Annotated in this window: 22 protein-coding genes; 6 read left to right on the forward strand and 16 right to left on the reverse strand. The window is 62.8% G+C overall.

Annotation, left to right across the window (positions count from 1 at the left end; genetic code table 11):
- A complete protein-coding gene (locus tag AC07OV_RS27305) occupies nt 1-954 on the forward strand; it encodes a sugar-binding transcriptional regulator (RefSeq protein ID WP_495093352.1) in 954 nt (317 codons plus the stop codon).
- 24 nt (nt 955-978) lie between these two features.
- Entirely contained in the window at nt 979-1,902 is a 924-nt protein-coding gene (gene tal / locus AC07OV_RS27310; protein WP_495093353.1) for a transaldolase, read from the forward strand.
- A gap of 51 nt (nt 1,903-1,953) precedes the next feature.
- Here the strand turns inward: tal and aqpZ are convergent, their stop codons facing one another.
- Entirely contained in the window at nt 1,954-2,658 is a 705-nt protein-coding gene (gene aqpZ / locus AC07OV_RS27315; protein WP_176999000.1) for an aquaporin Z, read from the reverse strand.
- A gap of 212 nt (nt 2,659-2,870) precedes the next feature.
- On the opposite strand from aqpZ, the gene AC07OV_RS27320 reads away from it, so the two are divergent.
- Nucleotides 2,871-3,281, forward strand: a complete 411-nt coding sequence (locus AC07OV_RS27320) for a hypothetical protein (protein ID WP_176998999.1) — start codon at nt 2,871-2,873, stop codon at nt 3,279-3,281.
- A gap of 46 nt (nt 3,282-3,327) precedes the next feature.
- On the opposite strand, the gene AC07OV_RS27325 is transcribed toward AC07OV_RS27320, so the two are convergent.
- The 14 genes from AC07OV_RS27325 to AC07OV_RS27390 all read right to left on the reverse strand — a co-directional run bounded on the left by AC07OV_RS27325 (nt 3,328) and on the right by AC07OV_RS27390 (nt 19,280).
- Nucleotides 3,328-3,687, reverse strand: a complete 360-nt coding sequence (locus AC07OV_RS27325; protein WP_494998794.1) for a lysozyme inhibitor LprI family protein — start codon at nt 3,685-3,687, stop codon at nt 3,328-3,330.
- Between the two features lie 11 nt (nt 3,688-3,698).
- The gene (locus tag AC07OV_RS27330; protein WP_495093354.1) at nt 3,699-4,883 is read right to left on the reverse strand and encodes a sugar transporter; all 1,185 of its coding nucleotides are present in this window, start codon (nt 4,881-4,883) and stop codon (nt 3,699-3,701) included.
- Nucleotides 4,884-5,007: 124 nt separating this feature from the next.
- Complete coding sequence (locus AC07OV_RS27335) at nt 5,008-5,367, reverse strand: type 1 fimbrial protein (RefSeq protein WP_494998793.1); 360 nt, start codon at nt 5,365-5,367, stop codon at nt 5,008-5,010.
- Nucleotides 5,368-5,422: 55 nt separating this feature from the next.
- Nucleotides 5,423-5,707: a hypothetical protein gene (locus AC07OV_RS27340; protein ID WP_494998792.1), complete on the reverse strand. Its 285-nt coding sequence runs from the start codon at nt 5,705-5,707 to the stop codon at nt 5,423-5,425.
- Nucleotides 5,704-6,915: an EAL domain-containing response regulator gene (locus AC07OV_RS27345; protein ID WP_176998994.1), complete on the reverse strand. Its 1,212-nt coding sequence runs from the start codon at nt 6,913-6,915 to the stop codon at nt 5,704-5,706. Before AC07OV_RS27345 ends, AC07OV_RS27340 begins: the two co-directional genes overlap by 4 nt.
- A gap of 9 nt (nt 6,916-6,924) precedes the next feature.
- Entirely contained in the window at nt 6,925-8,043 is a 1,119-nt protein-coding gene (locus tag AC07OV_RS27350) for a fimbrial protein (protein ID WP_176998993.1), read from the reverse strand.
- 12 nt (nt 8,044-8,055) lie between these two features.
- Complete coding sequence (locus AC07OV_RS27355) at nt 8,056-10,626, reverse strand: fimbria/pilus outer membrane usher protein (RefSeq protein WP_495093355.1); 2,571 nt, start codon at nt 10,624-10,626, stop codon at nt 8,056-8,058.
- A 26-nt stretch (nt 10,627-10,652) separates the two neighbouring features.
- Nucleotides 10,653-11,390, reverse strand: coding sequence for a fimbria/pilus periplasmic chaperone (locus AC07OV_RS27360; RefSeq protein ID WP_495093356.1), 738 nt, complete (start codon nt 11,388-11,390; stop codon nt 10,653-10,655).
- Nucleotides 11,391-11,452: 62 nt separating this feature from the next.
- Entirely contained in the window at nt 11,453-11,998 is a 546-nt protein-coding gene (locus AC07OV_RS27365) for a fimbrial protein (protein ID WP_176998991.1), read from the reverse strand.
- Between the two features lie 265 nt (nt 11,999-12,263).
- A complete protein-coding gene (locus tag AC07OV_RS27370) occupies nt 12,264-12,722 on the reverse strand; it encodes an REP-associated tyrosine transposase (protein ID WP_494998789.1) in 459 nt (152 codons plus the stop codon).
- A 304-nt stretch (nt 12,723-13,026) separates the two neighbouring features.
- Nucleotides 13,027-16,698 carry a transporter substrate-binding domain-containing protein gene (locus AC07OV_RS27375; RefSeq protein ID WP_495093357.1) on the reverse strand — a complete coding sequence of 1,224 codons (3,672 nt, stop codon included), beginning with the start codon at nt 16,696-16,698 and terminating at the stop codon, nt 13,027-13,029.
- A complete protein-coding gene (locus AC07OV_RS27380; protein WP_495093358.1) occupies nt 16,699-17,325 on the reverse strand; it encodes a response regulator in 627 nt (208 codons plus the stop codon).
- A 63-nt stretch (nt 17,326-17,388) separates the two neighbouring features.
- Nucleotides 17,389-18,174, reverse strand: a complete 786-nt coding sequence (locus AC07OV_RS27385; protein WP_176998988.1) for an EAL domain-containing protein — start codon at nt 18,172-18,174, stop codon at nt 17,389-17,391.
- Between the two features lie 107 nt (nt 18,175-18,281).
- Complete coding sequence (locus AC07OV_RS27390) at nt 18,282-19,280, reverse strand: bile acid:sodium symporter family protein (protein WP_495093359.1); 999 nt, start codon at nt 19,278-19,280, stop codon at nt 18,282-18,284.
- 85 nt (nt 19,281-19,365) lie between these two features.
- Between AC07OV_RS27390 and AC07OV_RS27395 the strand changes: the two genes are divergently transcribed.
- A complete protein-coding gene (locus AC07OV_RS27395; protein WP_178923240.1) occupies nt 19,366-20,154 on the forward strand; it encodes an AraC family transcriptional regulator in 789 nt (262 codons plus the stop codon).
- A 3-nt stretch (nt 20,155-20,157) separates the two neighbouring features.
- On the opposite strand, the gene AC07OV_RS27400 is transcribed toward AC07OV_RS27395, so the two are convergent.
- A complete protein-coding gene (locus tag AC07OV_RS27400; protein WP_495093360.1) occupies nt 20,158-20,628 on the reverse strand; it encodes an Lrp/AsnC family transcriptional regulator in 471 nt (156 codons plus the stop codon).
- Between the two features lie 123 nt (nt 20,629-20,751).
- Between AC07OV_RS27400 and AC07OV_RS27405 the strand changes: the two genes are divergently transcribed.
- On the forward strand, nt 20,752-21,996 hold the full coding sequence (locus AC07OV_RS27405; RefSeq protein WP_495093361.1) for a methionine gamma-lyase: 1,245 nt from the start codon (nt 20,752-20,754) through the stop codon (nt 21,994-21,996).
- 227 nt (nt 21,997-22,223) lie between these two features.
- Nucleotides 22,224-22,895 carry a response regulator transcription factor gene (locus AC07OV_RS27410; RefSeq protein ID WP_176998983.1) on the forward strand — a complete coding sequence of 224 codons (672 nt, stop codon included), beginning with the start codon at nt 22,224-22,226 and terminating at the stop codon, nt 22,893-22,895.
- Nucleotides 22,896-22,985 lie beyond the last annotated feature (90 nt).

Here is a 22,985-nt window from a genome sequence, read left to right on the forward strand (position 1 = left end):
ATGAGCCAGATCGAAGAACAGCGCCTGATCACCAAGATCGCCAGCCTCTATTACGAAGAAGGGCTGAAGCAGTCCGAGATTTCCGAGCAACTGGACCTGTCCCAGTCCTTTATCAGCCGCGCCCTGCGCCGGGCGCTGCAGGAAGGCGTGGTGAAGATCAGCGTGATGCGCCTGCAAGGCCTGCATCTGGAACTGGAAACCCAGTTGCAACGCCGCTACGGCGTGCGCCGGGTGATCGTGGTGGAAGCCACCGAACCCGGCAACGATGAAAGCATCAAGCAGGCCATCGGTTCGGCGGCAGCGCATTACCTGGAAACCAGCCTGTCGCCCCAGGACCATATCGGCATTTCGTCGTGGAGCAGCACCATCCGCGCCATGGTCGGCCATTTGCACGCGCAACCGGGCAAGCAAGGCGCCCAGGAAGTGGTGCAATTGCTCGGCGGCGTGGGCCACAAAGGCGCCTTCGAAGCCACCCTGCTCACCCAGCGCCTGGCCACTTTGCTCAACTGCCCGGCATTCCTGCTGCCGTCCCAGAGCATCGAGCAGTCGGTGGAAAGCAAGCAGCGCATCGTGCAGATGGAAGAGGTCAAGGAGGTGCTGCAGCGCTTTGACAGCATCACCCTGGCGATCGTCGGCATTGGCGACCTGGAACCCTCGCAACTGCTTCGCAACAGCGGCAACTACTACACCGAAGACATGCTGCGCCTGCTCGCCGAACGCGGCGCCGTGGGTGATATCTGTTTGCGTTACTTCGACGCCCAGGGCAAACCGGTACTGGAAGAAGACGAAGAATTCGTGGTGTCGGTGACGTTGCCCAAACTGCGCTCGATCCAACGTGTGCTTGGCCTGGCGGGCGGGCTGAACAAGGTCCAGGCGATTCGCGGTGCCCTCAAGGGCGGCTACCTCGACATCCTGATCACCGACCTCGACACCGCCCAGGCCCTGAACCACTAACCCCTTTTCTGGAGACTGCCGTCCATGACGTCCAAGCTCGAACAACTCAAACAATTCACCACCGTGGTCTGCGACACCGGCGACCTGGAAGCCATCAGCCGCCTGCGCCCGGTGGACGCCACCACCAACCCGTCGCTGCTGCTCAAGGCTGCCGCCATCCCGGAATACGCTGAACTGCTGCGCAGCGCCGTCGCCCACTCCAAGGGCAATGTAGACCTGGCCTGCGATCACTTCGCGGTGTCGGTGGGGGCTGGCATCCTCAAGGTGATCCCGGGGCGTATCTCCACCGAAGTGGATGCACGCCTGTCCTTCGATGAAGACGCGCTGTGGGCCAAGGCCAACCAGCTGATCGCCCTGTACGACCAGGCCGGTATCGGCCGTGACCGTGTGCTGATCAAGCTGGCCTCCACCTGGGAAGGCATCCGCACCGCCGAGCGCCTGGAAAAAGCCGGTATCCAGACCAACCTCACCCTGCTCTTCTCCTTCGCCCAGGCCGTGGCCTGCGCCGACGCAGGGGTGTTCCTGATCTCGCCATTCGTGGGCCGCATCTACGACTGGTACCGCAAGAACACCGGCCTGGACTACACCGGCGCCGAAGACCCGGGCGTGCAGTCGGTGACGCGCATCTACAACTACTACAAGGCCAACAACATCCCGACCGTGGTCATGGGCGCCAGTTTCCGCACCCTCAGCCAGATCGAAGAACTGGCGGGGTGTGATCGTCTGACCATCAGCCCGGACCTGCTGCAAAAACTCGCCGACGACAACGGCACGCTGGCACGCAAACTGGTGCCGGGTGCCACGGGCGAAGCGCGCCAGCAACTGACCGAAGCGCAGTTCCGTTGGGCGTCGAATGAAGATGCGATGGCCACCGAAAAGCTCGCCGAAGGCATTCGCCAATTCGCGCGAGACCAGGAAAAACTCGAGGCCGTACTGGCTGCGCTGTAACGCAGGTTTTATGCAGGAGCGCACAAGCACGCTCCTGCAAAAGCCGCCGCATTACTGCGGGCTGCGTTCGTCCAATGCACGCGCCGCCAACGCGCCCAGCACCCCGCCGACAATCGGTGCCAGCCAGAACAACCACAGTTGCGCAATGTACTCACCGCCGGCAAACAACGCCGGGCCAGTGCTGCGTGCAGGGTTGACCGAGGTATTGGTCACCGGGATCAGGATCAAGTGAATCAGGGTCAAGGCCAGGCCGATGGCAATCGGCGCGAAGGCGGCGGCCGGGCCCGGCGCGGTGACGCGCATGATGATCAGCACAAAGAAGAACGTGGCGATCACTTCAGCCACCAGCGCGGCCTTCATGTCGAACAGGCCCGGGCTCAACGCACCGTAGCCGTTGGCTGCAAAGCCGCCCATCTCAAAACCTGGCTGGCCGTTGGCAATCACATACAGCGCCGCAGCCGCGGCAATCGCGCCGATGACTTGCGCCACGATATAGGGCAACACCTTAGCGCCACACACTCGCTGCCCCACCCACAGGCCGACGGTCACCGCCGGGTTGAAATGCCCGCCGGAAATTCCTCCCACCGCATAGGCCATGGTCAACACGGTCAGACCAAATGCCAGGGCCACACCGGCAAAACCAATGCCCAACCCAGGGAATGCCGCCGCCAGAATGGCACTGCCACAGCCGCCGAACGTCAGCCAGAAAGTGCCCAGAAACTCTACAGTCAAACGCTTTTGCACACGCGACTCCATTGCTACTCAGGTGCCATCACACGGGATGTGTGCGGTCCTGGGCGACGGTAGCAATGCGCAACAAGATACTCCGTGAGACTTGTCTGGTTTTTACGGGGTCTTCTTTACCAGTCTTCGGTCAATACATGAAACACGTGGATCGCCAGATAGTGGCCTGTAGCCACTTTTCGAGATAGCATTGCCTCTTTAGGTCTTACAAGGAAGAAAGGCATATGCCGCATAAGTTGGAGTTCTCTGATTGGCATCCCTGGACAAACCGCAACGAACTGCCCGGGAAACAATTACCCGGCGTTTATTACATTGCTCGCAGCGAAAGCAAACCTGACTCACACACCGGGCATGAGTTAACTATCTACATCGGTGAGACCACCGGGCAGACGCTTGCCAAACGACTGCAGCAGTTCAATGTGTCTGCGTTCAACGAACGGCCAGGTCACTCAGGCGGCAACACCTTCAGACAGACCCTGAGGGAGACCACGCCGGTCGAACACCTGTGGGTGTCCGCCTGCCCGGTTGACATTGGAAGCCCTCAAACGAAGGCCTATATCAAGCACTTGGAACGCAAGCTGCTTTGGGAATACGTTCAAACCTGGAAACGTTATCCAGTGTGCAATCGCTCCTGATTGCCGAAACCGATTGAGGCGTCACGCCGCAGAAATCAGAGCGCTATCAAAACGGCCCCTTCGTCATCACCCGCTCATCAATAAACCGCCGCAACATGCCAATGCGCTGCGTGTAAGCGTTGCTCAGACAGCTCACCTGCGAACCACAGGCTTGACGCTGTTTGAGCCATTCGGCCTGCCCGTCCATCAACGAGCCGCGCCCGCCCATGGCCATGAAGTGCTTGTTCAGGTCGTAGAGCAACGCCATCGTCACATCCTGGTCATTCAGGCTGACGGTCTTGCAGATGGTGATTTCGTCAGGCGCCTTGGCCTTGGTGCAATCGAAACTGGCGGCGAAGCTCGAAGGGCTGACCAACAGTGCCGACACGCTGGCAAGCAGCGCAAGCACCAAAGGTTTGATCGTCATAAGGTATCTCCTCACTGACGGGGTACACCCGTCCCGAACTTGCGAATCGCCAGGCAATACCCAATCAACGCCATTGCCGCCAGCAAGCCGCCCGCCGCGCCGATCCAGGCGAAGCCGAACTGGCTGCCAACCCAACTGCCCATCAGGGCGCCGCCGCCGATGCCGATGTTGTAGATGCCGGAGAACATAGCCATGGCCACGTCCGTGGCATCCGGCGCCAATACCAGCACCTTCGATTGCATAGCCAGGCCGAAGCCCATGATCGCCATGCCCCAGAACACACTCAGTGCCACCAGGTACGACTCGGCACCGCTCAGGGGTAACAGCAGCGCCAGGCAGGCGGCCAGGATGGAGACCGCGCCGACCACGAACAGGTGCGGGTTAAAGCGGTGTACCAGGCTGAACAGCAGCGAGCCGATAATGCCCGCGCCGCCGAAGACCAGCAGGATCAGGGTCACGGCGCCGCCACTCATGCCGGCCACGCCTTCGACGAAGGGTTCGATGTAGCTGTAGGCGGTGAACTGCGCGGTCACGGTCATGGCGGTGAGCACGTAGAGCGCCACCAGCGCCGGGCGCTTGAACAGCAATGGCAAACTGCGCAGGGAGCCGGAGTTCTGGCTGGGCAGCAACGGCAAGGTGCGCGCCAGCCAGAACACCAGGGCGGCCGCAAAGGCGCCGATCACCAGGAACGTGGTGCGCCAGCCCATGGCTTCGCCCAGCAGGCGGCCCAGGGGAATGCCCAGCACCATCGCCAGGGAGGTGCCGGTGGCCAGCAGACCGAGGGCTTGCACCTGCTTGCCTTCTGGCGCCAGGCGCACCGCCAGCGAGGCGGTGATCGACCAGAACAACGCATGGGACAAGGCAATGCCGACCCGGCTGAGCATCAGGATGCCGAAGCTGGTGGCAACACTGGACAGGACATGGCTGGCGATAAACAGGCCAAACAGCACGATCAGCAATTTGCGCCGCTCGACGTTGCGGGTCAGCAGCATCACCGGCAGCGAGGTCAGGGACACAATCCAGGCGTAGATGGTGAGCATCAGGCCGACGCTGGCGATGGGCATGTCGAAGCTGGCGCCAATGGCGCTGAGCAGCCCGACGGGGACGAATTCGGTGGTATTGAACACAAACGCGGCCAGCGCGAGGGCGATGACCGGTTGCCAGTTGGCTTGGGGGGTTGCGGCTGAAATGCTCATTGAAGGGCGCGGTACTCTGGCGATGATCAAGCGGCCGCCCAGGACAAGCGCCGCCGCCGAGCATTCTATAGGTTTGCGACCTGGTTGTTGACGCTCATCCCGCTCAAATTAACCTCAAGCGCCCTCAAGGCGAGGTCATGGTGACCACGTAGGCCCCCGATTGAATGGGCTTGCCCCGTGAATCCACCAGCACATACCGCTGGTCGTAATAGCGCCCCTCGCCGCTGTCCGTCACCAGCTTGACGTTGGCCGCAGCGTTGCCCAGCGCCTGGACGCTACGGGCTGGCCGCACGTCGAACTGGCTACCGCGTGACGCTTGCGGGCAGTTTTTCAACAGCATCGCGGCGCCGCCCGGTGCGTCCGGCACACAACCGGGCTCGACAATGCTCCCGTGAAACTGAATGACGCCCGAAGAGGCCGCCATGCAGCTTCCCGCCCACACCGCAAGAAAGCCGGTAACCAATGACAAACGCTTGAGGTTCATGCCGACGCTCCTTCTTGTGTAGTTAAGAAGGTAGTCGTCCACGACGGCTCGGACTTTAGGCCGTTTGTCGCTGGGGCACCGCGTAGATCAACGCCTGCCCCACCCGTGGGTGCTCCAGGCAATAGGCCGACAGGTCGAAACGCTCGCTCGCGCCCAGGCTGGCGTTCACCAGCACCAGGTCAAAGCCCATACCACCGTAATCGAGCAGCGTGAGCATTTCATCAAGGCTCGACACCGGCGCAATGGCGTAATAACCCTGGCGGTTGAAGTCCTGTTCCAGGCGCAGGCGCTGGTGATGCTGCGGGTCGGCGATCATGATGCGCAAGGCTTTATTGATCATGGCTGGCTCCAACGGCGCAGTTGCGCGTCGCCTTGCAGCAAGCGCAACAGGTCGGCGCCCTGCATCGGCCGCGCATGCCAGTAGCCCTGACCCTGGGTGCAGCCCAGTTCCAGCAGTTGCTGGTGTTGCTCGGCGGTTTCGATGCCTTCCACCACCACCGACATGTCGAGGGTCTTGCCCAGGGCCAGGGTGCTGCCGATCACCGCGCGGCAGCGTGGCTCATGGGCCAGGCCACGGACGAATTCGGCGTCGAGCTTGATCTCGTTGAACGGCAACTGGCACAGGCGCTGCAACGAGGAGAACCCGGCACCAAAGTCATCGATGGACAGGCGGCACCCCAGCATGCGCAGGCGCACCAGGTTTTCCAGGGACACGGCTGGCACTTCCAGCAGGCCGCTCTCGGTGAGTTCAAAGGTGATGCCTGCGCACGGCGCCTGGTAGGCACTGAGCAGGCCTTTGATGTGGGCGGTCAGGCCGGCATCGGCCAACTGCGCCGCGTGCAGGTTGAACGCCAGGTCCAGGCTCAAACCCTGGCCCTTGGCCTGGCGTTGCAGGGCCAGGCCCTGGCGCATCAGGGCAAACAGCAGTTCGTCCATCAGGCCGGCTTTTTCCATCGCCGGCAGAAACACCGCGGGCGACTGCACCCCCTTGAACGGGTGGTTCCAGCGCGCCAACACTTCCACCCCGAGCACGGCACCGGTCTGCAGGTCGAACTTGGGCTGATACCAAGCCTCCAGTTGCTGGTCGAGAATGGCCTGGCGTACCTGTGGCTCATCGGCGATGTCCAGCGGCGACTGCACCTCAGGAACCACCGGGCGCTGGCTCAACGCAAGTTCCAGCAACGGCTGCAGGGCTTCAGCCTGCAACGGCTTGCCAATATCCCCAAGCATGTTCACCCCCAGCAGCGCGCCCATCTGGCGCACCGCGCGGCGCACGTCCCAAGGCAGGCCACTGCTGACGATGATCGCGCCCACCTGCCCGGTGGCACTGATGCGCTGGATAAACTCCAGGCCATCCATGCCATCCATTTGCAAGTCGCACACCACCACATCCACACTGCCGGCGCGGTGCAGCGCCACCAAGGCCTCGTCGCCATTGGCAGCTTCCAGCACTTCGCCACAGCCCAGTTGCTTCAACAAGCTGACGGCCACGGAACGTTGGAACAGATGGTCCTCAAGTACCAGGACCCGCAGCGGTAGAAATGACATGAAAAAGCCTCAGTAATAGTCAATGGTGAAGGTGGCGGTGGCATTCGCCGGACCGGCCGTGATGCGGTCTTCGGTCTGGATATAGCGGGCCTTGAGCGGTATGGAATAGCTGGCCCCTTCATCGGCACGCGGCGTGATACCACTGGCGCGCAAGGTGGCCAGTGGCAAGGGCGTGCCGTGGCTGTCGGCCACCTGCACCCCCACACCGGTAGCGGCCGGGCTGTCGCCGGGCGCGCTGGGGTTGACGTTCAGAATGCCCTGGGTGGGGTTGACCGCCGCCAGCGTCGGGTCGATGCGCACCCGCAGCACGTTGCTCTTGCGTGAATCCAGGTTGCCCACCACGCCGCTGCCGCCATCGCTGACCCAGGTCGGCCCACTGCTCTGGTAGTAGCCGTTGAACGCCGGGCAGTTGTTCAGGGCAATGGAGAAATCCTTCCAGGGCGTGAAGGTGTTGCGCCCGGAAAACTCACTGAGCTGATGGCTGCCCATGGGCACCGCGACGTCCGGCGTGGCGCAGGTGCGCGAGACGATATTGATGCTGCCGGAGAAGTTGAGGCGGATCATGTCCATCGTCATGTCGGTGATCAGGTTGCGACCCGGCGATGGGATATTGCTGCCATTGACGACGCCCGCAGACACAGGCCCGGTCTTGATGAAAAGCACCGTGAACGAGAGCGTCCCCGTGCCCAGCGAAATCACGCAGGTGACGGTCCAACCGGTGCAGTTCATCCAGTTCCAGTCATAGGGCAAGGCATCATTACCATGCGTCACTACGATGCCGATCCCGGGCACGCCACTTTCATAGATTTTCCCGGCATAGGGGCCCGAGGACCAACTGCTCAACGGCATCGGCGTGCGGGTGAAGAAATTGCGTTCAATCGCGTAGGTGCTGATGTCGTTGCACGTGGTTTTGATGACGCTGGCGGGCGCGAACGTCTGGCGATACACCTCAGCCCCCAGGGGCACATCACGACCCACCGTGATGTTCGTCCCCAACAACGGCATGGTGGCTGTCACACCCCGGTTTCCCAACGGATTGTCGTCCGAAAAGCGGCACACGGCGGCGAACGAAACCTGGCTGCCGAACACACTCAACACACACGCCAAAATGGCCAATACAGACTTCATATAACCTCCGAATCAGTTCGACCGCGCGGCACTGAGCCGCGACGTGTCCGTTGGTGAGGCACACACCACATCCAGCTGGCGCAGTTGCTGGCCGTCACTTTTGCCGGCGGGCAGCGGCAACGCACATTGCTGGCCGGCCTGGGTTCCCCAACTGATCAACAAACGCCGCGCATCCTCCTTGACCCGCGCATACAGCTGGCCACCCTGCCCCACCACGCCCACGGACACGCCCCGGTCATCGGTCACGCTGGCACCGAACGGCAGCGCACTGCCATCGGTGAGCGTCACGTTGAGCAACAGTGCTTCACCGGTGCTGGTGCCGTACTTGAGGGCCACCACCGCACCGGCGCGCGGGGCGACTTGCTGGCTGGTTTCGGTGAGTTCCACGTCCAGGGAAGAGCCGATCGGGTCGATCGCCACTTCGTTCAATTCATAGGGGCGCAGGTAAGGCACCACCGCATTGCCTCGGCCATCGAGCTTGAGGCCCGGGAAGCCGACCACCTTGGCGCCCTGGGCACCTGGCGCGCTGATCACGGCCATGGTTTCGCCGCGATACGGGGTAAACGTCACGCCTTCGGGGTGGGCGACCACGCTGCCGCTGGCATTCAGCGACAGGCTGTCGTAGCCCTGCCCACGACTGACCGTGCCACCGACAATCGCCTTGGGCCCGATGTATTGGCCGTTGACCGAGGTGCTGTTGGCACCGCTGGCACCTTCATGGCCACCGGTGAGGCTGTATTGATACTGACGATCCTCGCCGGCAGTGCCGCTGAGGGTCGCCTGCTCGCTGTAGCTGCCCTGGGTGTCACGCATGACCCGCGCCGACAGTTGCGGCTGGTGGGTGGACTTGCCGAACTCCAAAGGCATGCTCACGGTGAACAACAGGCTGGTGTCCATCTCGCCCAGGCCGACACGGCTGCGGTTGGCGCTGATGCCATAGCTGACCTGGCGCACTTGCTTGCTGTAGCTGAACTGGTATTGCACATCGCGGCCCGGCTGGTTCCAGTAATTCTGGGTGAAGCCGCTGAACGCCACCTGGCCCCACGGGCCGAGGCTCTGGTTGGCGGTGAGGGACACACGGCTGCGCGGGCGTCCGAACAGGCTGGTATCCAGGCCCGTACGCTCGGCATCCAGCAGTTGCATCGCGTTGGTGAAATCCAGGTAGTCCTGGGTGGAGAAGCGCGTGGCCGCCACGGCGAAGTTGCTGCCGGTGCTGAGGATGTTCTTGCTGTAGCTCATGCGCACGCTCTGCCCTTTGGCCTGGCCGCTTTTAAGGTCGGTCTGGGCCTGGGTCACATCCACCGCCATGGCGCCAATCGGCGTGCCGAACGCCAGCCCGCCGAGCAGCGCGCGATAGTCATCGCTGCCCTGTACGCCGCCGTAGCCGGTGAAGATATTGCTCAGGCCCAGTTGGTAGGTGCCTTGCACCAGCTTGGCCTGGCGGTCGAGGTAGTTGCTGCGGGTTTCACCGGCGGTCACGCTGAAGCGCGAGGTGCCCGGGCGCAGCAGTTGGGCGGTGGCGGCGTAAGGCACGACGAAGCGTTGTTCGCTGCCATCGGCCTCGTACACGGTCACGTCCAGGTCGCCGCCGTATCCGGTGGCGTACAGGTCGTCGATCACGAAGGCGCCGGGCGCCACGGTGATTTCGTAGAGCAGGTTGCCGGCCTGGCGCACCGCCACCCGTGCTCCGGTGCGGGCAATGCCACGGATCACCGGTGCGTAGCCGCGCTGGGACTCGGGCAGCATGCGGTCATCGGTGCCCAGTTGCACGCCGCGATAGGCCAGGGTGTCGAAGATCTCGCCGCTGGTATTGGCCTCGCCCACGGTCAGTTGGCTTTGCAGGCTTGTCACGTCGCGCTGGGCGTAGGTGTTGAGGGTCTGGTAGTCCTGGCCCGAGTCCTTCTGCCAATTGAGCGAGCCGTTGTGGCGCAGGCGCCAGTCGCCGAGGTTCAAGCCGGCATTCAGGCCCAGGTAGGCCGAGTCGTAGGTGCCAAAGTCGGTCTTGTTGTGGTTGGCGTTGAAGGTGTAGCTCAAGGTGCCGGCCGTGACGCCACGGTCCCACAGTTCAGGGCTGACATACCCACGGGCGTCCCGGCGCAAGGCCACCTGCGGAATGCTGATATCCAATTGCTGGTTGTCCGGCGAAAAGGTCGCGATGGCGCCTTCGATCAACTGGCCCAGCTCCAGGCACGTGGCGCCGCTCTCCAGGGCGGCGCTCGCGTGGGCCGACAGCTTGTGCATGTCCACGCCAATCAGCTGCAGCAGGCCGCTGTTGAAGCACACCACGGGGTGGCTGCCATCGGCATCGGCGTTGATACGGATGTCCTGACGGCTGACCAGGCTGCCGTTGACCGCCACATCCGCCCGATAGTTGCCCGGCAGCACCGGGTTGCTCTTCTGGTACGGGGTGAGGTCGAGGCTGCGGGAATCCTCGGGCAGGAAGGCGTCGTTGAACTGCACGTCTTCAGCCCACGCCGACGGTGCCAGGCACCCGACCAGCGCGGTGATGACACCCACTGCGAGCGGGTTGAGGGCAAAGCGCGGTTGCGCCTGCGGGCCGTGGCCCAGGCCTGGAATAGTCATGGTCAGTTACTCGTGCGCGATGGAGGTCAGGGCTTGAGCGGTTGTTGCATCGGCATCAGGGCGCCGTAGTCGTTGATGGCGTTGAACTCGACCTGGCCTGCGCCCGGCAAGGCCTTGAGGCCATTGACCGCAAACACGCGGGTCGCACCCGGGTCGACCATGCCGTTCTCACCTTCGAAGCGCTGGTTGCCGGTCGCGAGGGTCAGTTCCACCAGCGACACATGGAACGCGCTCGGGTTGTAGGCCTGCAGCGCATAGCCCTGGCCCTGCGGGATGACCTTCCATTGCAGCCCGGCGGGTGCATCGGTGGCACTGCCCGGCAGGCCATCGGGGCGGTAGAAAATCTTGATGCGCGAGCGAAACGCCATTTGCAGCACATTGAGGTCCACCGGGCCATCGGCCTTGGGCGGGATCTCCAGGATGTTGAGCCAGTACACCGACTCTTTATCGCTGGCCAATGGCGCGCCGGTGAACATCAGGCGCAGGCTCTGGCCCTTGCTCGGGTCGATGCGCGACACCGGCGGCGACAGCACGAACGGTGCCTTGGAACTGGTGGGGCTGGCGTTGATATCACCGGTATCCACCCAGGCCTGGACCAGCGCGGGGTGCATCCCGTTGTTGTTCAATTTGACGGTGATTTCCTTCTGGCCCGCGGGGTAGACCAAACGGGTACCGGTGATCACCACACCGGCCATGGCCTGGGAGCAGACCAACGTGGCGAGGGCCACACATGCGCTACGGCGGAGCATTTTCAGGCAGGACATAACACACCTCATCAGCCGCACATCGGCGCGCCGCACAGGCCGCGCGCAGATGTGACTGGGGCTTACTGGTAGTCGACGTTGTACGTGATGGAGCTGACCACGGTGCCGGCGGTGGTGGTGCCGGTGGCGAAGTACTGCACGGCGTACGGCATGTTGGCCGCACCGCTGGCGTCGATGGTGTTGCGGGTGGTGCGGGTGAGCTGGTTGGTGTTACCGGCCTGGATCACCGCGCCGCCTTGGGCATCGACCAGTTGCAGTTGCACATTGGTGGCGGTGCCGGTCATGTTGTTCAAGTTGCCGGTGACCGGGTCTACGGTGGCGCCCGAGTTGAAGAACGCAGCAGCGGTGGCGGCAGAACCGACGCAGTTGCTCAACTGGATGTTGAAACCGGTACGGCCTTCGGCCTGGCCGGCAGCGGTCAACAGGCTCGTGGAGATGGTTGGCAGGGTCACAGTGGCAACGGCCGGGCTGACAACGCCGTCAACGGCGATGGTGCAGGTCTGGTTGACCAGCTCACCGTTGAAATTGATGGTGCCATCGGCAGCATTGGCGAACTGGGCGCCGGTGGCGCAAACCAGGGCTGCGAGCGAGAGGGCTTTGATCTTCATGGTGCAACTCCAAGGGGAAAGTTTTAATCACTGTCGCCATGCACGGATGAGTTGCCAGGCGCCGGATACGCGCCTGAAATAAACAAAGCATCTGCTGTGTCGACGAGGTTTATCTTCCGCCTTGGAATTACCCAGCCATGTAGTATCCATCCCCGCAACACGTAGGAAATTTCCCACACCAAAGATCTGTAGTGAGCGGGCTTGCCCCGCGCCGGGGGGCGCAGCCGCCCCAATTCAGTCGACGTGGTTTTTAAGGGAGTGGGCATTAGAGCCAGGCGGCGTCCCAAAGCGAATAGTCACCCACCCGTTCAACCAGGCCTGCGCGCAACGGGTTGGCCACGATGTAACGCGCCATGGTGCGAATGTCGTCCTCCACCCGCACAGCCCTGTCGTAATACCCGGGTTGCCACACGCGCTCTTGGCTATGGCGGCGTCTGTTGATGGTCAATGTGCTGCGTGACTTGATACGCCGTACCACGTCGGCCAGCGTTTGCTGCTTCAGTTCAAACAACCAGTGGATATGGTCGGGCATGATGACCCAGGCCAGGGAGTCGACCAGGCCTTGTTCATGGACCCGACGGAATTCGGCAACCAGCAGGCGGCCGAGAAACAGGTCGGTGAACAGGCGTTGGCGGTGGTGCACGACGGCAGTGATGAGGTAGCTGCGCCCGTGTTCCGAATAACGGCCACGACGCAGGCGATGGGTTTGAGGGGTGGGTAGCAAACCGCTGCTCCTGGGAACGTCCTTGAGAGCACTAACGCTAGCCCACCTCCCGCCTCCGCCCCGCGCCATCCAGTTACCGAACGTGTCTGTACCCCACACCACGGACACGGGCGTTGTAGTGAGCGGGCTTGCCCCGCACCGGGGGCGCCGCCGTCTCAAGCCGGACGCCGTGTTTTTCCAGGGAGTGCGCGGTGCCTCTGGCGCGAGGCAAGCTCGCTCACTACAAGGTGTGTGGCAGCCAATTTGGGCGCCGTGGATTTCAGGGACAGGCGTGTGGCGGTGCCAGTTCGGGCGCCGTGGTTTTTCAGGGAGTGCGCGGTGCCTGCGGCGCGAGGCAAGCTCGCTCACTACAAGCCAGGTAGGTGTCGAGGTGGTGTTCGAGTTGTTCCATGGCTTGTTGCAGGGCGTCGACGGCGTCGGTCAGTACGGCCGAATTGAGCCCTTCGCAGGCGGTTTCCAAGGCTTCGCAGGCCTGGATCAGGCGTTGTGCCTTGATGATCCGCGCGCCGCCCTTGACCCGGTGCGCCAGGTCGGACAGGCCCGTGACGTCGTGCTGGGTGAACAGCTGCATCAGGCGTGACATGTCCTGCTGGTTGCTGGTGGCCAGATCGTGCAGCAGGCTTCTGATGGAGGCCTCGTCGCCCCGGCTGAGTTGTTCCAGGCTGGTGAGGTCGATGTCGTCCGGCAAGGCCTCGACCGGTGCCGGCACGCTTTCCGGGGTCAGGGAGGTCAGGCGTGCGCTCAGGTCCTGCAGGCTGATGGGCTTGAACAGGCAATCGTCCATGCCCGCCGCCAGGCAGCGGTCTTTTTCTTCGGGCTGGGCATTGGCGGTCAGGCCGAGGATCAGCCCGGGTTGCAGGCCCCTGGCGCGTTCTTCATCACGAATCGCCCTGGCCAGTTCATAGCCATTCATCAACGGCATATTGCAGTCGGTGATCACCACGTCGAAATGCTCCGCACGCCAGGCCCGCAAGCCATGGGCGCCGTCCTCGGCATCCACCACGCGGTGGCCGAGGTAGTGCAGTTGCTGGGTGAGCAACAGGCGGTTGGCCGGGTAATCGTCGATCACCAGCACCTTCAATGCCTGGGACGCCGGCATCTGCACCGGCTCGGCAGCCGGCGCATGTTCCAGCGCCGCCAGGGTGGGCAGGCTGGCGCGCATTTCCACTTGGGTGCCCTGCCCCAACACACTGTGCAGCACCAGGGTGCCGCCCATCATTTCGCACAATGTGCGGCTGATCATCAGGCCCAGGCCAGAGCCGCCACGCGCCGACTGCCCATGGTTGCTGGCCTGGGCAAACGGGCTGAACAGACGCTGCTGGTCTTCGCTGGAAATACCGCTGCCGGTGTCCTCCACCCGCAGGCAGATCGCCAGGCGCTCATCATCGGCGCCAGGTTCGGCGCTGACCCGCAGGCGCACCTGGCCTTGGCCGGTGAACTTGATCGCATTGCTCAACAGGTTGGACGCAATCTGCTTGAAGCGCAGCGGGTCCACCAGCACCTCACGGTTGATACTGGCATCCAGGTCGAGGATCAACTGCAGCTGTTTCTGCCGTGCCAACCCTTCGAAAATCCGCGCCACCGATTCCACCAGTTCACGCAGGTTGGCGCGCTCCGGTGCCAGGGACAGGCGGCCGGATTCGATGCGCGCAATGTCGAGAATATCGCCGATCAGGTCCAGCAGGCCGCGAGCCGCGCCCGACGCCACTTCGATGGAGAAACGGTCGGTGACGCCCTGGTCGGCCTTTTTCATCGCCAGTTCGAGCATGCCGATAATTGCGTTCATCGGCGTGCGGATTTCATGGCTCATGGTCGCCAGGAACGTGGTCTTGGCCCGATTGGCCGCGTCGGCACCTTCCTTGGCTTCGCGCAGGGCTTCGAGCAAGTGCTGGCGTTCGCTGATGTCGATCCAGCCGCCTATCATGCCGCTGACTTCACCGTCACTGCCGCGATACGGCAGCATCCAGTGGTAAATGGTCAACACGTTGTCCGGCCCCATGGTCAGGCGGCGATCCTGCACCCGGGGTACGCCGTCGGCCATCACCTGCAAATAGTCTTCATGGTAGGCAGCGGCTTCGTCGGCGCGCTTGAGCACGCCTTCGACCACGGTCTTGCCAAGCACGGCGTCACGCTCCACGCCGAACACGTCGAGGTAACCGCTGTTGCAGATGCGCAAGCGCCCCTCACGGTCGCGCACATAAATAGGATGCGGCGTGCCGTCAATCAATACGCGCATGAACTCCATCTGGTCATTCAAGGCGATCTGTGCCTGCTTGCGCTGGCGCATCAACATGCGCAAGTAGGCGATCCAGCCAAACGCCACCAGCAACAAGACTGCGGCAACGGCAAAGCCTTGCAGGATCAGGGCACGGTTGCGCAGCCAGTAGCTGTCATCCACGGCAATTTCACTGCGCCAGCGGTTGGTGACTTCGTCCATTTCCTCCGGCGGAATGCTCAGCAGTGCCTTCTCCAGGATCGAATACAGCTCCAGCGCACCGCGCGACGTGGCGAACGCAACCCGCGCCGATTCGGTGCCGACCGTGGTGGTGATGCGCAACCGGTCGCGGTACTGGCGCGAGATCATGTAGCGCGCCGTGATCAACGAATTGACCGCCGCATCGGCCTCCCCGTTGGCCACCTGGGCCATGGCTTGCTGGGCGTTCTCCGCGTTGACCAGGGTGATGTTCGGGTACTGATCCAGCAACTGGTCGCGCACCGGGTTGCCGGTGATCACGGCCAGGCGCTTGCCGGCCATGTCATCCAGAGTGGCCGGGCTGTTCGGGCCGGTGCGGCTGACCAGCACGTAAGGGGTGCTCAAGTAAGGCCGCGTGAAGCGCATCTGGCTTTCACGGGATTGACTGGGGGTGACGGTAATCAACAAGTCGGCTTTGTCCGTGCGGATCTGCTCGATCATGCCCGCCACCGACTGCGTGTTGCGCACGTCGAACTTCAAGCCGGTGCGCAGCGCGACCTTGGCCAGTACATCGGCGCTGATGCCACGGAACTCGCCGTCTTCGTTGAAAAACGAGAACGGCACGAAGCTGTCGTCGACCGACACCCTCACATGAGCGTGCGCGGCCATCCAGCGCAGCTCACTGGCGCTGAAGTTCAGTGCCGTACGCCCCGGCATGCTGCCGCCACCCGCGCTCCAGCGGCGCAGGATGGTCATGCGCTCGCCCTGGGGGATCGCCGCCAGCGCGGTGTTGATGATGTGCAGCAGGCGGGTGTTGGCCTGCGCCACCGCGAAGGAGAAGTTGCTGACCTCCATCCGCGAGAAGTCGGCCAGTTGCACGTTGTTCAAGTAGTTCTTGTTGATCAGGTACTGGGCGCTGATGGAGTCGCCCAGGTACACGTCGGCATTGCCGAAGGCGACGGCACCGATCGCACTCAACGTCGAGGGATAGAGTTGCAAGGTGGCCTTGGGGTAGAACGCCTCGACTTCCTGCGGCGGCAGGTAGTGGTAGAGCATCGCGATCTTCTTGCCGGCCAGGTCCTCGGTGAGGGTCTGGCTGTTGGCGACCTGGGTGACCAGGGTCGGCTGGTCCTCGGCATAGGACGTCGACATCAGCAGGTCGTGGTCGGCCTGCTCAAAACCATTGGCGGTGCCGAGAAAGTCCACTTCGCCGCGCTTGAGCGCCTCGATCACATCGGCCCGGGAGGCAAAGCGGCGCACTTCCACCGGGGTGCGCAACAGTTCGCTGAGCAGCTTGGCGTAGTCGGCGGTGATGCCTTCGTAATCGCGGCCGTTGGTGGTCATGCCAAACGGCGAGTAATCCGGGGCGGACGCGCCCAGCACCAAAGCGCCTTTCCCGCGCAGCCAGCTCCAGTCCTGCTCGGCGAGCGAGACGGTGTATTCCGACACATGGGAACGGCCCAGGACCTGATAGGTGTCAGCCGGCGCAGCCGCCAGCACGGCGCCGTTCAGGGTGCCGGCGAGCAGTGCGCCCATCAGCCATTTGCGCGAGGACCTGTTCATTCAGACCAGGTTATTGCGCTTGGCGAAATCGGCCAGGTACACCACCGACTTGACCTTGAGCTTCTCGATCAGGCGGGTCTTGTAGGTGCTGACGGTCTTGTTGCTCAGCAGCATCGCGTCGCCGATTTCCTTGTTGCTCAAGCCCTGGGACAGCTGCTGCAAGATGGTCAGTTCGCGGTCGGACAGGCTCTGGATCAATTCCAGGTCGGTGGTTTCAGCGTCACTGCGGCGTACCGAGCTGTGGGCCAGGTTGGGGAAGAATGTGTAGCCGCCCATGACCGCCTTGATTGCCTTGATCAGTTCATCCAGGTCGTTGGTCTTGGAGATATACCCCGCCGCGCCGGCCTTCATGCAGCGCATGGAATAGAACAGCGGCGACTGCGAGGTCAGCACCAGGATCTTGCACCGCAGGCCCAGGGCGCAAATGCGCGCGATCACTTCCAGGCCGTCGAGCTTGGGCATGGCGATATCCAGCACGATCAGTTCAGGCTCGTGTTCACGGGCCAGTTGCACCGCATCGGCGCCGTTGTCGGCCTCGGCCACGACCTCATAGCCTTCCTGCTTGAGGAGCATCTTCACCGAGGAGCGAATAAACGGATGATCATCCACGACTAAAGCTTTAAACATAACAACCCCTGTGAGACACGCCGCCACAAAATACACGAGCGCGACCTGAGTGTAGGAAATTTCTTAGAGCTTTGAATAGCCCGATGCCTGCGCTTCCAGCCACGGCAGCAAACGGTAGCCCGCCATGGGCCGGGCCAGGTAAAAACCCTGGCCCAGTTCACAGCCCAGGGCCAGCACGCCGTCGCGGATCTGCGGGTCGCTGACCCCCTCGATCACCAGGCTCATGCCCAGGAACCGCGAGAGTGCCAGGGTGCTGCTGACCATGCTGGGGCTGTGGCGCACAAAGCCGCCGTCCAGCTTGAGCTGGTTGAAGGGCAGTTGGCAGAGCAACTTGAGGGACGTAAAACCGTTGCCGAAGTCGTCGATGGCCAAGCCACAGCCCAGCATGCGCAGGCGCAGCAGGTTTTCCTGGACCGCTGGCGAGGCGTTCAGCAAACCGTTTTCGGCAAACTCGAACACCAGGGAAGCGCCGGAAAAACCGTGCTGCCCAAGGGCCCACTGGATGTGGGCGACCAAGGCACCACTGAGCAATTGCGACGCGTGCAGGTTGAACGCCAGCTCCAACTGCATGGCCTGGCGGCGCAACACGCCGAGCAGGCTGAGGCCTTGCTCGAGCAATTGCTTGAACATGTCGTCGATCAGGTCATAGGCCAGCACGGCGGCCAGGAAGTCTTCGGGCAGCAGCACGCCCCGCGCCGGGTGTTCCCAACGCACCAAGGCCTCCACGCCCGCCAGTTGGCCGGTGTGCATGAAGAACTTGGGTTGGAACCAGGCGCGAAATTCACCCAAGGCCAGGCCACGCTGGATCTCCAACTCACTGGGCAAGGGTTTGACGGGGGAAGAGGCCATGCTTACCAACCACTTTGCGGGTGCGAATGGGGTAATAGTGGCCGGGAATAGTCTTGATCTATAAGGGAAACTTCCCACCTATACGTAGGAAATTTCCCAAGAGAGGATTAAGGATCGACCTGCGCCATCAGCTCCGGAATCGACTCCGGGCGCTTGGCATAGCGCTGCGCCAGGGCGGCGCAGACCATCAGTTGGATCTGGTGGAACAGCATCAGCGGCAGGATCAGCACGCCCATGGTCGCCCCGGCAAACAGCACCTGCGCCATCGGCACACCGGTCGCCAGGCTCTTCTTCGAGCCACAGAAGAGGATGGTGATACGGTCTTCCTGGTTAAAGCCAAAGGCCTTGCCCAGCAGTGTGGACGCCACCAGCACCAAGGCCAGCAACACGCAGCACGCCACCACCAGGCCACCCAGTTCCCACAGCGGGATCTGGTGCCAGATGCCTTCGTTGACGGCCTCGCTGAACGCGCCGTACACCACCAGCAGGATTGAACCCTGGTCGACGAATTTCAGCCAGGCTTTATTGCGGCCGACCCACTCGCCGATCCAGCGACGGGCAATCTGCCCGGCAATAAAGGGCAGCAACAGTTGCACGCTGATTTTCAGGATCGCGTCGACGGTCGAGCCACCATCGCCATGCACGTTGAGCAACAGGGTGACCAGCAACGGCGTCAGGAAAATCCCGAACAGGCTGGAGGCCGCTGCGCTGCAGATCGCCGCCGGGATATTGCCCCGCGCCAGGGAGGTAAAGGCAATCGCCGATTGCACCGTGGCCGGCAACGCGCACAGATACAACATGCCCATGTACAGGTCTTTGCCGATCAGCGGCGACAGCACCGGCTTGAGCGCCAGGCCCAGCAGCGGGAACAGCACAAAGGTCAGGCTGAACACCAGCAGGTGCAGGCGCCAGTGGCCGGCACCGGCGACGATGGCCTGGCGCGACAGCTTGGCGCCGTGCAGGAAAAACAGCAGCGCGATGGCCAGGTTGGTGACCCAGCCAAAGGCCACGGCGGTCTGGCCGCTGGCGGGCAGCAGGGAGGCGATGATCACCGTGGCAATCAACGTCAGGGTGAAGTTGTCAGGCAGAAAACGCGGGCGGGTCATAAGCAAATCTTCCAGGGGTTGCCAAGAGCATCCTCGCGACTCTAACGTAACGGCTTGTTACCGACTAACGCCAATGAGCCAGTAAATGCCGCCTAAAGGACATGACAAGACCGTCCGCCGCACGGTGCCCGGGCTCTCCAGCCTGCCACGCCCGGTGTATGGGCGCACCGAATCGCTGCCTAACCGGGCGCTGACCCGCCGGCACAGCCACCCGTGGGTGCAATTGTCCTACGCGATTTCCGGGGTGCTGGAGATTCAGACCAGCGTCGGCCGCTTCGTCGCGCCGCCCCAGCGTGCGGTGTGGATCCCCGCAGGCGTGCCGCACCGGGTGTTCAGTTCGCCGCACACCGAAATGCGCAGCCTGTACCTCGATTGCAGCGTGACCACCTGGGCGGCCGAACGCTGCCATGTACTGGAAGTGAGCAGCCTCTTGCGCGAGTTGATCCGCAGTTTCAGCGAGTTGCCGGTGGAGTATGCCGAAGACGGACCCGACGGGCGCCTGGCCCAAGTGGTGCTGGACCAACTGGCGGCCGCCCCTCAGGTCGACCTGATGCTGCCGCTGCCCCTGGACCCACGCCTGCGCCAGATCTACCGCAGCCTCAACGCGCACCCGGAACAGCAGACTACCCTGGGCCAGTGGAGCCAGAAACTGGGGGTGAGTGAGAAGACCCTCAGCCGGTTGTTCCTCAGTGACACCGGCCTGACGTTTCGCGCCTGGCGCCAACGCCTGCGCCTGCTGACCGCCCTGCCCGCCCTGGAGCAAGGCGAGCGGGTGACGGACGTGGCGCTGGGCTGCGGGTATGAGTCGACGTCGGCGTTTATCAATGCGTTTCGCCAGCAGTTCGAGGCGACGCCGGGGGAGTTCTTTCGCTGAGCTTTATCCCGGCAACGGGATCACGCGCAAGGGCCGGACCGACTTGTAGGAAAAGCTCGAATAGATCTCCTTGACGCACGGCAGGGTCTGCAACACCTCGCGGGCAAACTCGCCAAACGACTCCAGGTCCTTGGCCACCACTTCGAGCAAAAAGTCATAGCGCCCCGACACGTTGTGGCACGCCACGATCTCCGGAATTTCCAACAGCCGCTGCTCGAACTTGCGGGCGATTTCCTGGGTGTGGCTTTCCATCATGATGCTGACAAATGCCGTCACCCCATACCCCAGGGCCTTGGGCGACAGGATCGCCTGGTAGCCGCTGATCACCCCGCTCTCTTCCAGGTTCCTCACCCGTCGCCAGCACGGCGATGTGGTCAGGGATACGCGGTCGGCCAGTTCGGCCACGGTGAGGCGAGCATTGCCCTGCAGGGCGTTTAACAGGGCTTTGTCGGTGCGGTCCAGACTCACGGGCATAACGTGCCTCTATTCATTGTTTTTATAGGAGATTCAACCCAGGACGCGGGATTTATGCGCATTTTTTGCAACGTTCATCTCTGGTTATGAGCATAGCATTGTAGGAAATAAGGAGCGTCCGACATGAACAATAAACACAATGCATTCGGCTTTTCCACCCGCGCCATCCACCACGGCTACGACCCCAAGGACCACCACGGCGCGCTCGTGCCGCCCACCTACCTGTCGGCAACCTTTGCCTTCCCCACCGCCGAATACGGCGCGGCGTGTTTTGCCGGCGAGGCCAATGGGCACTTCTATACGCGCATTTCCAACCCGACCCTGGCACTGCTGGAGTCACGCATGGCCACCCTGGAAAATGGCGAGGCCGCGGTGGCGTTCAGCTCCGGGATGGGCGCCATCGCCGCCACGTTCTGGACCCTGCTGCGCCCCGGCGATGAAGTGATCGTCAGCCAGACGCTCTACGGCTGCACCTTCGCGCTGCTGCACCACGGTATTGGCGAATTCGGTATCAAGGTGCGCCACATTGACCTCACAGACCCGCAGGCATTGCGTGCCGCGCTCTCCCCCGCCACGCGCATGATCTATTGCGAAACCCCGGCCAACCCCAACCTGCAACTGGTGGACATTGCCGCCGTGGCCGACATCGCCCACACGCACGGCAACATCACGCTGGTGGTCGACAACACCTACTGCACCCCTTACCTGCAACGCCCCCTGGACCTGGGCGCAGATGTGGTGGTGCACTCGGCCACCAAATACCTCAGCGGCCATGGCGATATCACCGCGGGCATCGCCGTGAGCAGCCATGCGCTGGCCCAGCGTATCCGCCTGCAAGGGCTCAAGGACCTGACCGGCGCCGTGATGTCGCCGCAGGATGCGTCGTTGTTGATGCGCGGGCTAAAGACCCTGGCCCTGCGCATGGACCGCCATTGCAGCAACGCCCTGGCCGTGGCCGAAGCGCTGCAAGCGCACCCGGCCGTGGTGAGCGTTACCTACCCCGGCTTGCGCTCTTTCCCACAGTACGAGTTAGCGGCGCGGCAAATGAGCCAATCGGGCGGCATGATCGCCTTCGAACTCAAGGGCGGGATCGAAACTGGCCGACGCTTCATGAACGCACTCAAGCTGTTCACCCGCGCGGTCAGCCTGGGGGATGCCGAATCCCTGGCCCAGCACCCGGCCAGCATGACTCATTCCACCTACACGCGCGAGGAACGGGCGGCCCACGGCATCAGTGAAGGCCTGGTGCGCCTGTCGGTGGGGCTTGAAGATGTCGCCGATTTGCTCGCGGATGTGCAGCAAGCCCTGGCCAAGTGCACACGCACAACCCCGCGTCATACCCCGATGGTTGCTCACGCCGTCAGATAAGGCTCAAGCACGGCACTTTCCCACAACGGTGGTCGGACAGGTCCGACCACCGTTTTGTGTTTTTAATGTCGACTTTTTACAGATTGGATCCCCATCCTTTCGCCAGGCTGTACTAGCATACGTTCCGACGGGACGCATTATCACTGTGGGTTATTCGCACTTGTTACCTTCTTAATCCCCGTCGCTATATAGCCGAATGCCTGCACCTGAAACTCATGGACGAATTGATGAACTCACACCTGTTCCCACATATAGGCAAGGTCATCGCCAGCACCGGCAGTCGCCATTTCCCACGCATGCTGCACGACCTCATCCTCACCCAACTGGCAGTGGACGCCACGCATATCTCGCAACTACGGGTGAGTTCCGAAGGGCAATTGCGCCGCAAGATCAGCCCCGTGTACACCGATTCCATGACCGCGCTGGGGGAAGAACAGCCCGCGGCACAACTGCACCTGACGCGGCGCAAAGACGACATGCGCTATGTGCTGTCGGTGTACCGCGCGAGCCAGTCCGACAGCTTTTCGCCGCAGGAACGCAGCATGTTGCAGGACTTTTCCTCGCTGTTGCTGCCCATGGTGGAAAAACACATCGCCGCCATCCAGCCGTGCCGCACCGACAGCGAACTGCAAGTACCGCAAAGCCAGGGCATCGACACCCTGCGCCGGCGCATTGAAGAACGCCTGGTGCAATCGGGGCTGACCTTGTCCAACCGCGAACTGGAAGTGTGCGTCGGCCTGCTGGCCGGGCGTACCGCGCCGGAATTGGCGGAGCAACTGGCGTTGAAGGTCAACACCATCGAAAGCTACCTCAAGCGCGCATCGATCAAGCTGGGGATCAGCGGGCGGCATTCGTTGTTGCGGTGGATGTATGCCACTGAAGAAACCACAGCACTTTAAGGCACCGCTGAACAAATGTGGGAGCTGGGGGGGGGGGGGGGGGGGGGGGGGGGGGGGGGGGGGGGGGGGGGGGGGGGGGGGGGGGGGGGG

Source organism: Pseudomonas sp. GW821-FHT09A09, from assembly GCF_059418405.1.

Coding starts and splice junctions, on each gene's coding strand:
- AC07OV_RS27305 (WP_495093352.1), top strand. CDS start 1: ATGAGCCAGATCGAAGAACAGCGCCTGATCACCAAGATCGCCAGCCTC.
- tal (WP_495093353.1), top strand. CDS start 979: ATGACGTCCAAGCTCGAACAACTCAAACAATTCACCACCGTGGTCTGC.
- aqpZ (WP_176999000.1), bottom strand. CDS start 2,658: ATGGAGTCGCGTGTGCAAAAGCGTTTGACTGTAGAGTTTCTGGGCACT.
- AC07OV_RS27320 (WP_176998999.1), top strand. CDS start 2,871: ATGCCGCATAAGTTGGAGTTCTCTGATTGGCATCCCTGGACAAACCGC.
- AC07OV_RS27325 (WP_494998794.1), bottom strand. CDS start 3,687: ATGACGATCAAACCTTTGGTGCTTGCGCTGCTTGCCAGCGTGTCGGCA.
- AC07OV_RS27330 (WP_495093354.1), bottom strand. CDS start 4,883: ATGAGCATTTCAGCCGCAACCCCCCAAGCCAACTGGCAACCGGTCATC.
- AC07OV_RS27335 (WP_494998793.1), bottom strand. CDS start 5,367: ATGAACCTCAAGCGTTTGTCATTGGTTACCGGCTTTCTTGCGGTGTGG.
- AC07OV_RS27340 (WP_494998792.1), bottom strand. CDS start 5,707: ATGATCAATAAAGCCTTGCGCATCATGATCGCCGACCCGCAGCATCAC.
- AC07OV_RS27345 (WP_176998994.1), bottom strand. CDS start 6,915: ATGTCATTTCTACCGCTGCGGGTCCTGGTACTTGAGGACCATCTGTTC.
- AC07OV_RS27350 (WP_176998993.1), bottom strand. CDS start 8,043: ATGAAGTCTGTATTGGCCATTTTGGCGTGTGTGTTGAGTGTGTTCGGC.
- AC07OV_RS27355 (WP_495093355.1), bottom strand. CDS start 10,626: ATGACTATTCCAGGCCTGGGCCACGGCCCGCAGGCGCAACCGCGCTTT.
- AC07OV_RS27360 (WP_495093356.1), bottom strand. CDS start 11,390: ATGTCCTGCCTGAAAATGCTCCGCCGTAGCGCATGTGTGGCCCTCGCC.
- AC07OV_RS27365 (WP_176998991.1), bottom strand. CDS start 11,998: ATGAAGATCAAAGCCCTCTCGCTCGCAGCCCTGGTTTGCGCCACCGGC.
- AC07OV_RS27375 (WP_495093357.1), bottom strand. CDS start 16,698: ATGAACAGGTCCTCGCGCAAATGGCTGATGGGCGCACTGCTCGCCGGC.
- AC07OV_RS27380 (WP_495093358.1), bottom strand. CDS start 17,325: ATGTTTAAAGCTTTAGTCGTGGATGATCATCCGTTTATTCGCTCCTCG.
- AC07OV_RS27385 (WP_176998988.1), bottom strand. CDS start 18,174: ATGGCCTCTTCCCCCGTCAAACCCTTGCCCAGTGAGTTGGAGATCCAG.
- AC07OV_RS27390 (WP_495093359.1), bottom strand. CDS start 19,280: ATGACCCGCCCGCGTTTTCTGCCTGACAACTTCACCCTGACGTTGATT.
- AC07OV_RS27395 (WP_178923240.1), top strand. CDS start 19,366: ATGCCGCCTAAAGGACATGACAAGACCGTCCGCCGCACGGTGCCCGGG.
- AC07OV_RS27400 (WP_495093360.1), bottom strand. CDS start 20,628: ATGCCCGTGAGTCTGGACCGCACCGACAAAGCCCTGTTAAACGCCCTG.
- AC07OV_RS27405 (WP_495093361.1), top strand. CDS start 20,752: ATGAACAATAAACACAATGCATTCGGCTTTTCCACCCGCGCCATCCAC.
- AC07OV_RS27410 (WP_176998983.1), top strand. CDS start 22,224: ATGAACTCACACCTGTTCCCACATATAGGCAAGGTCATCGCCAGCACC.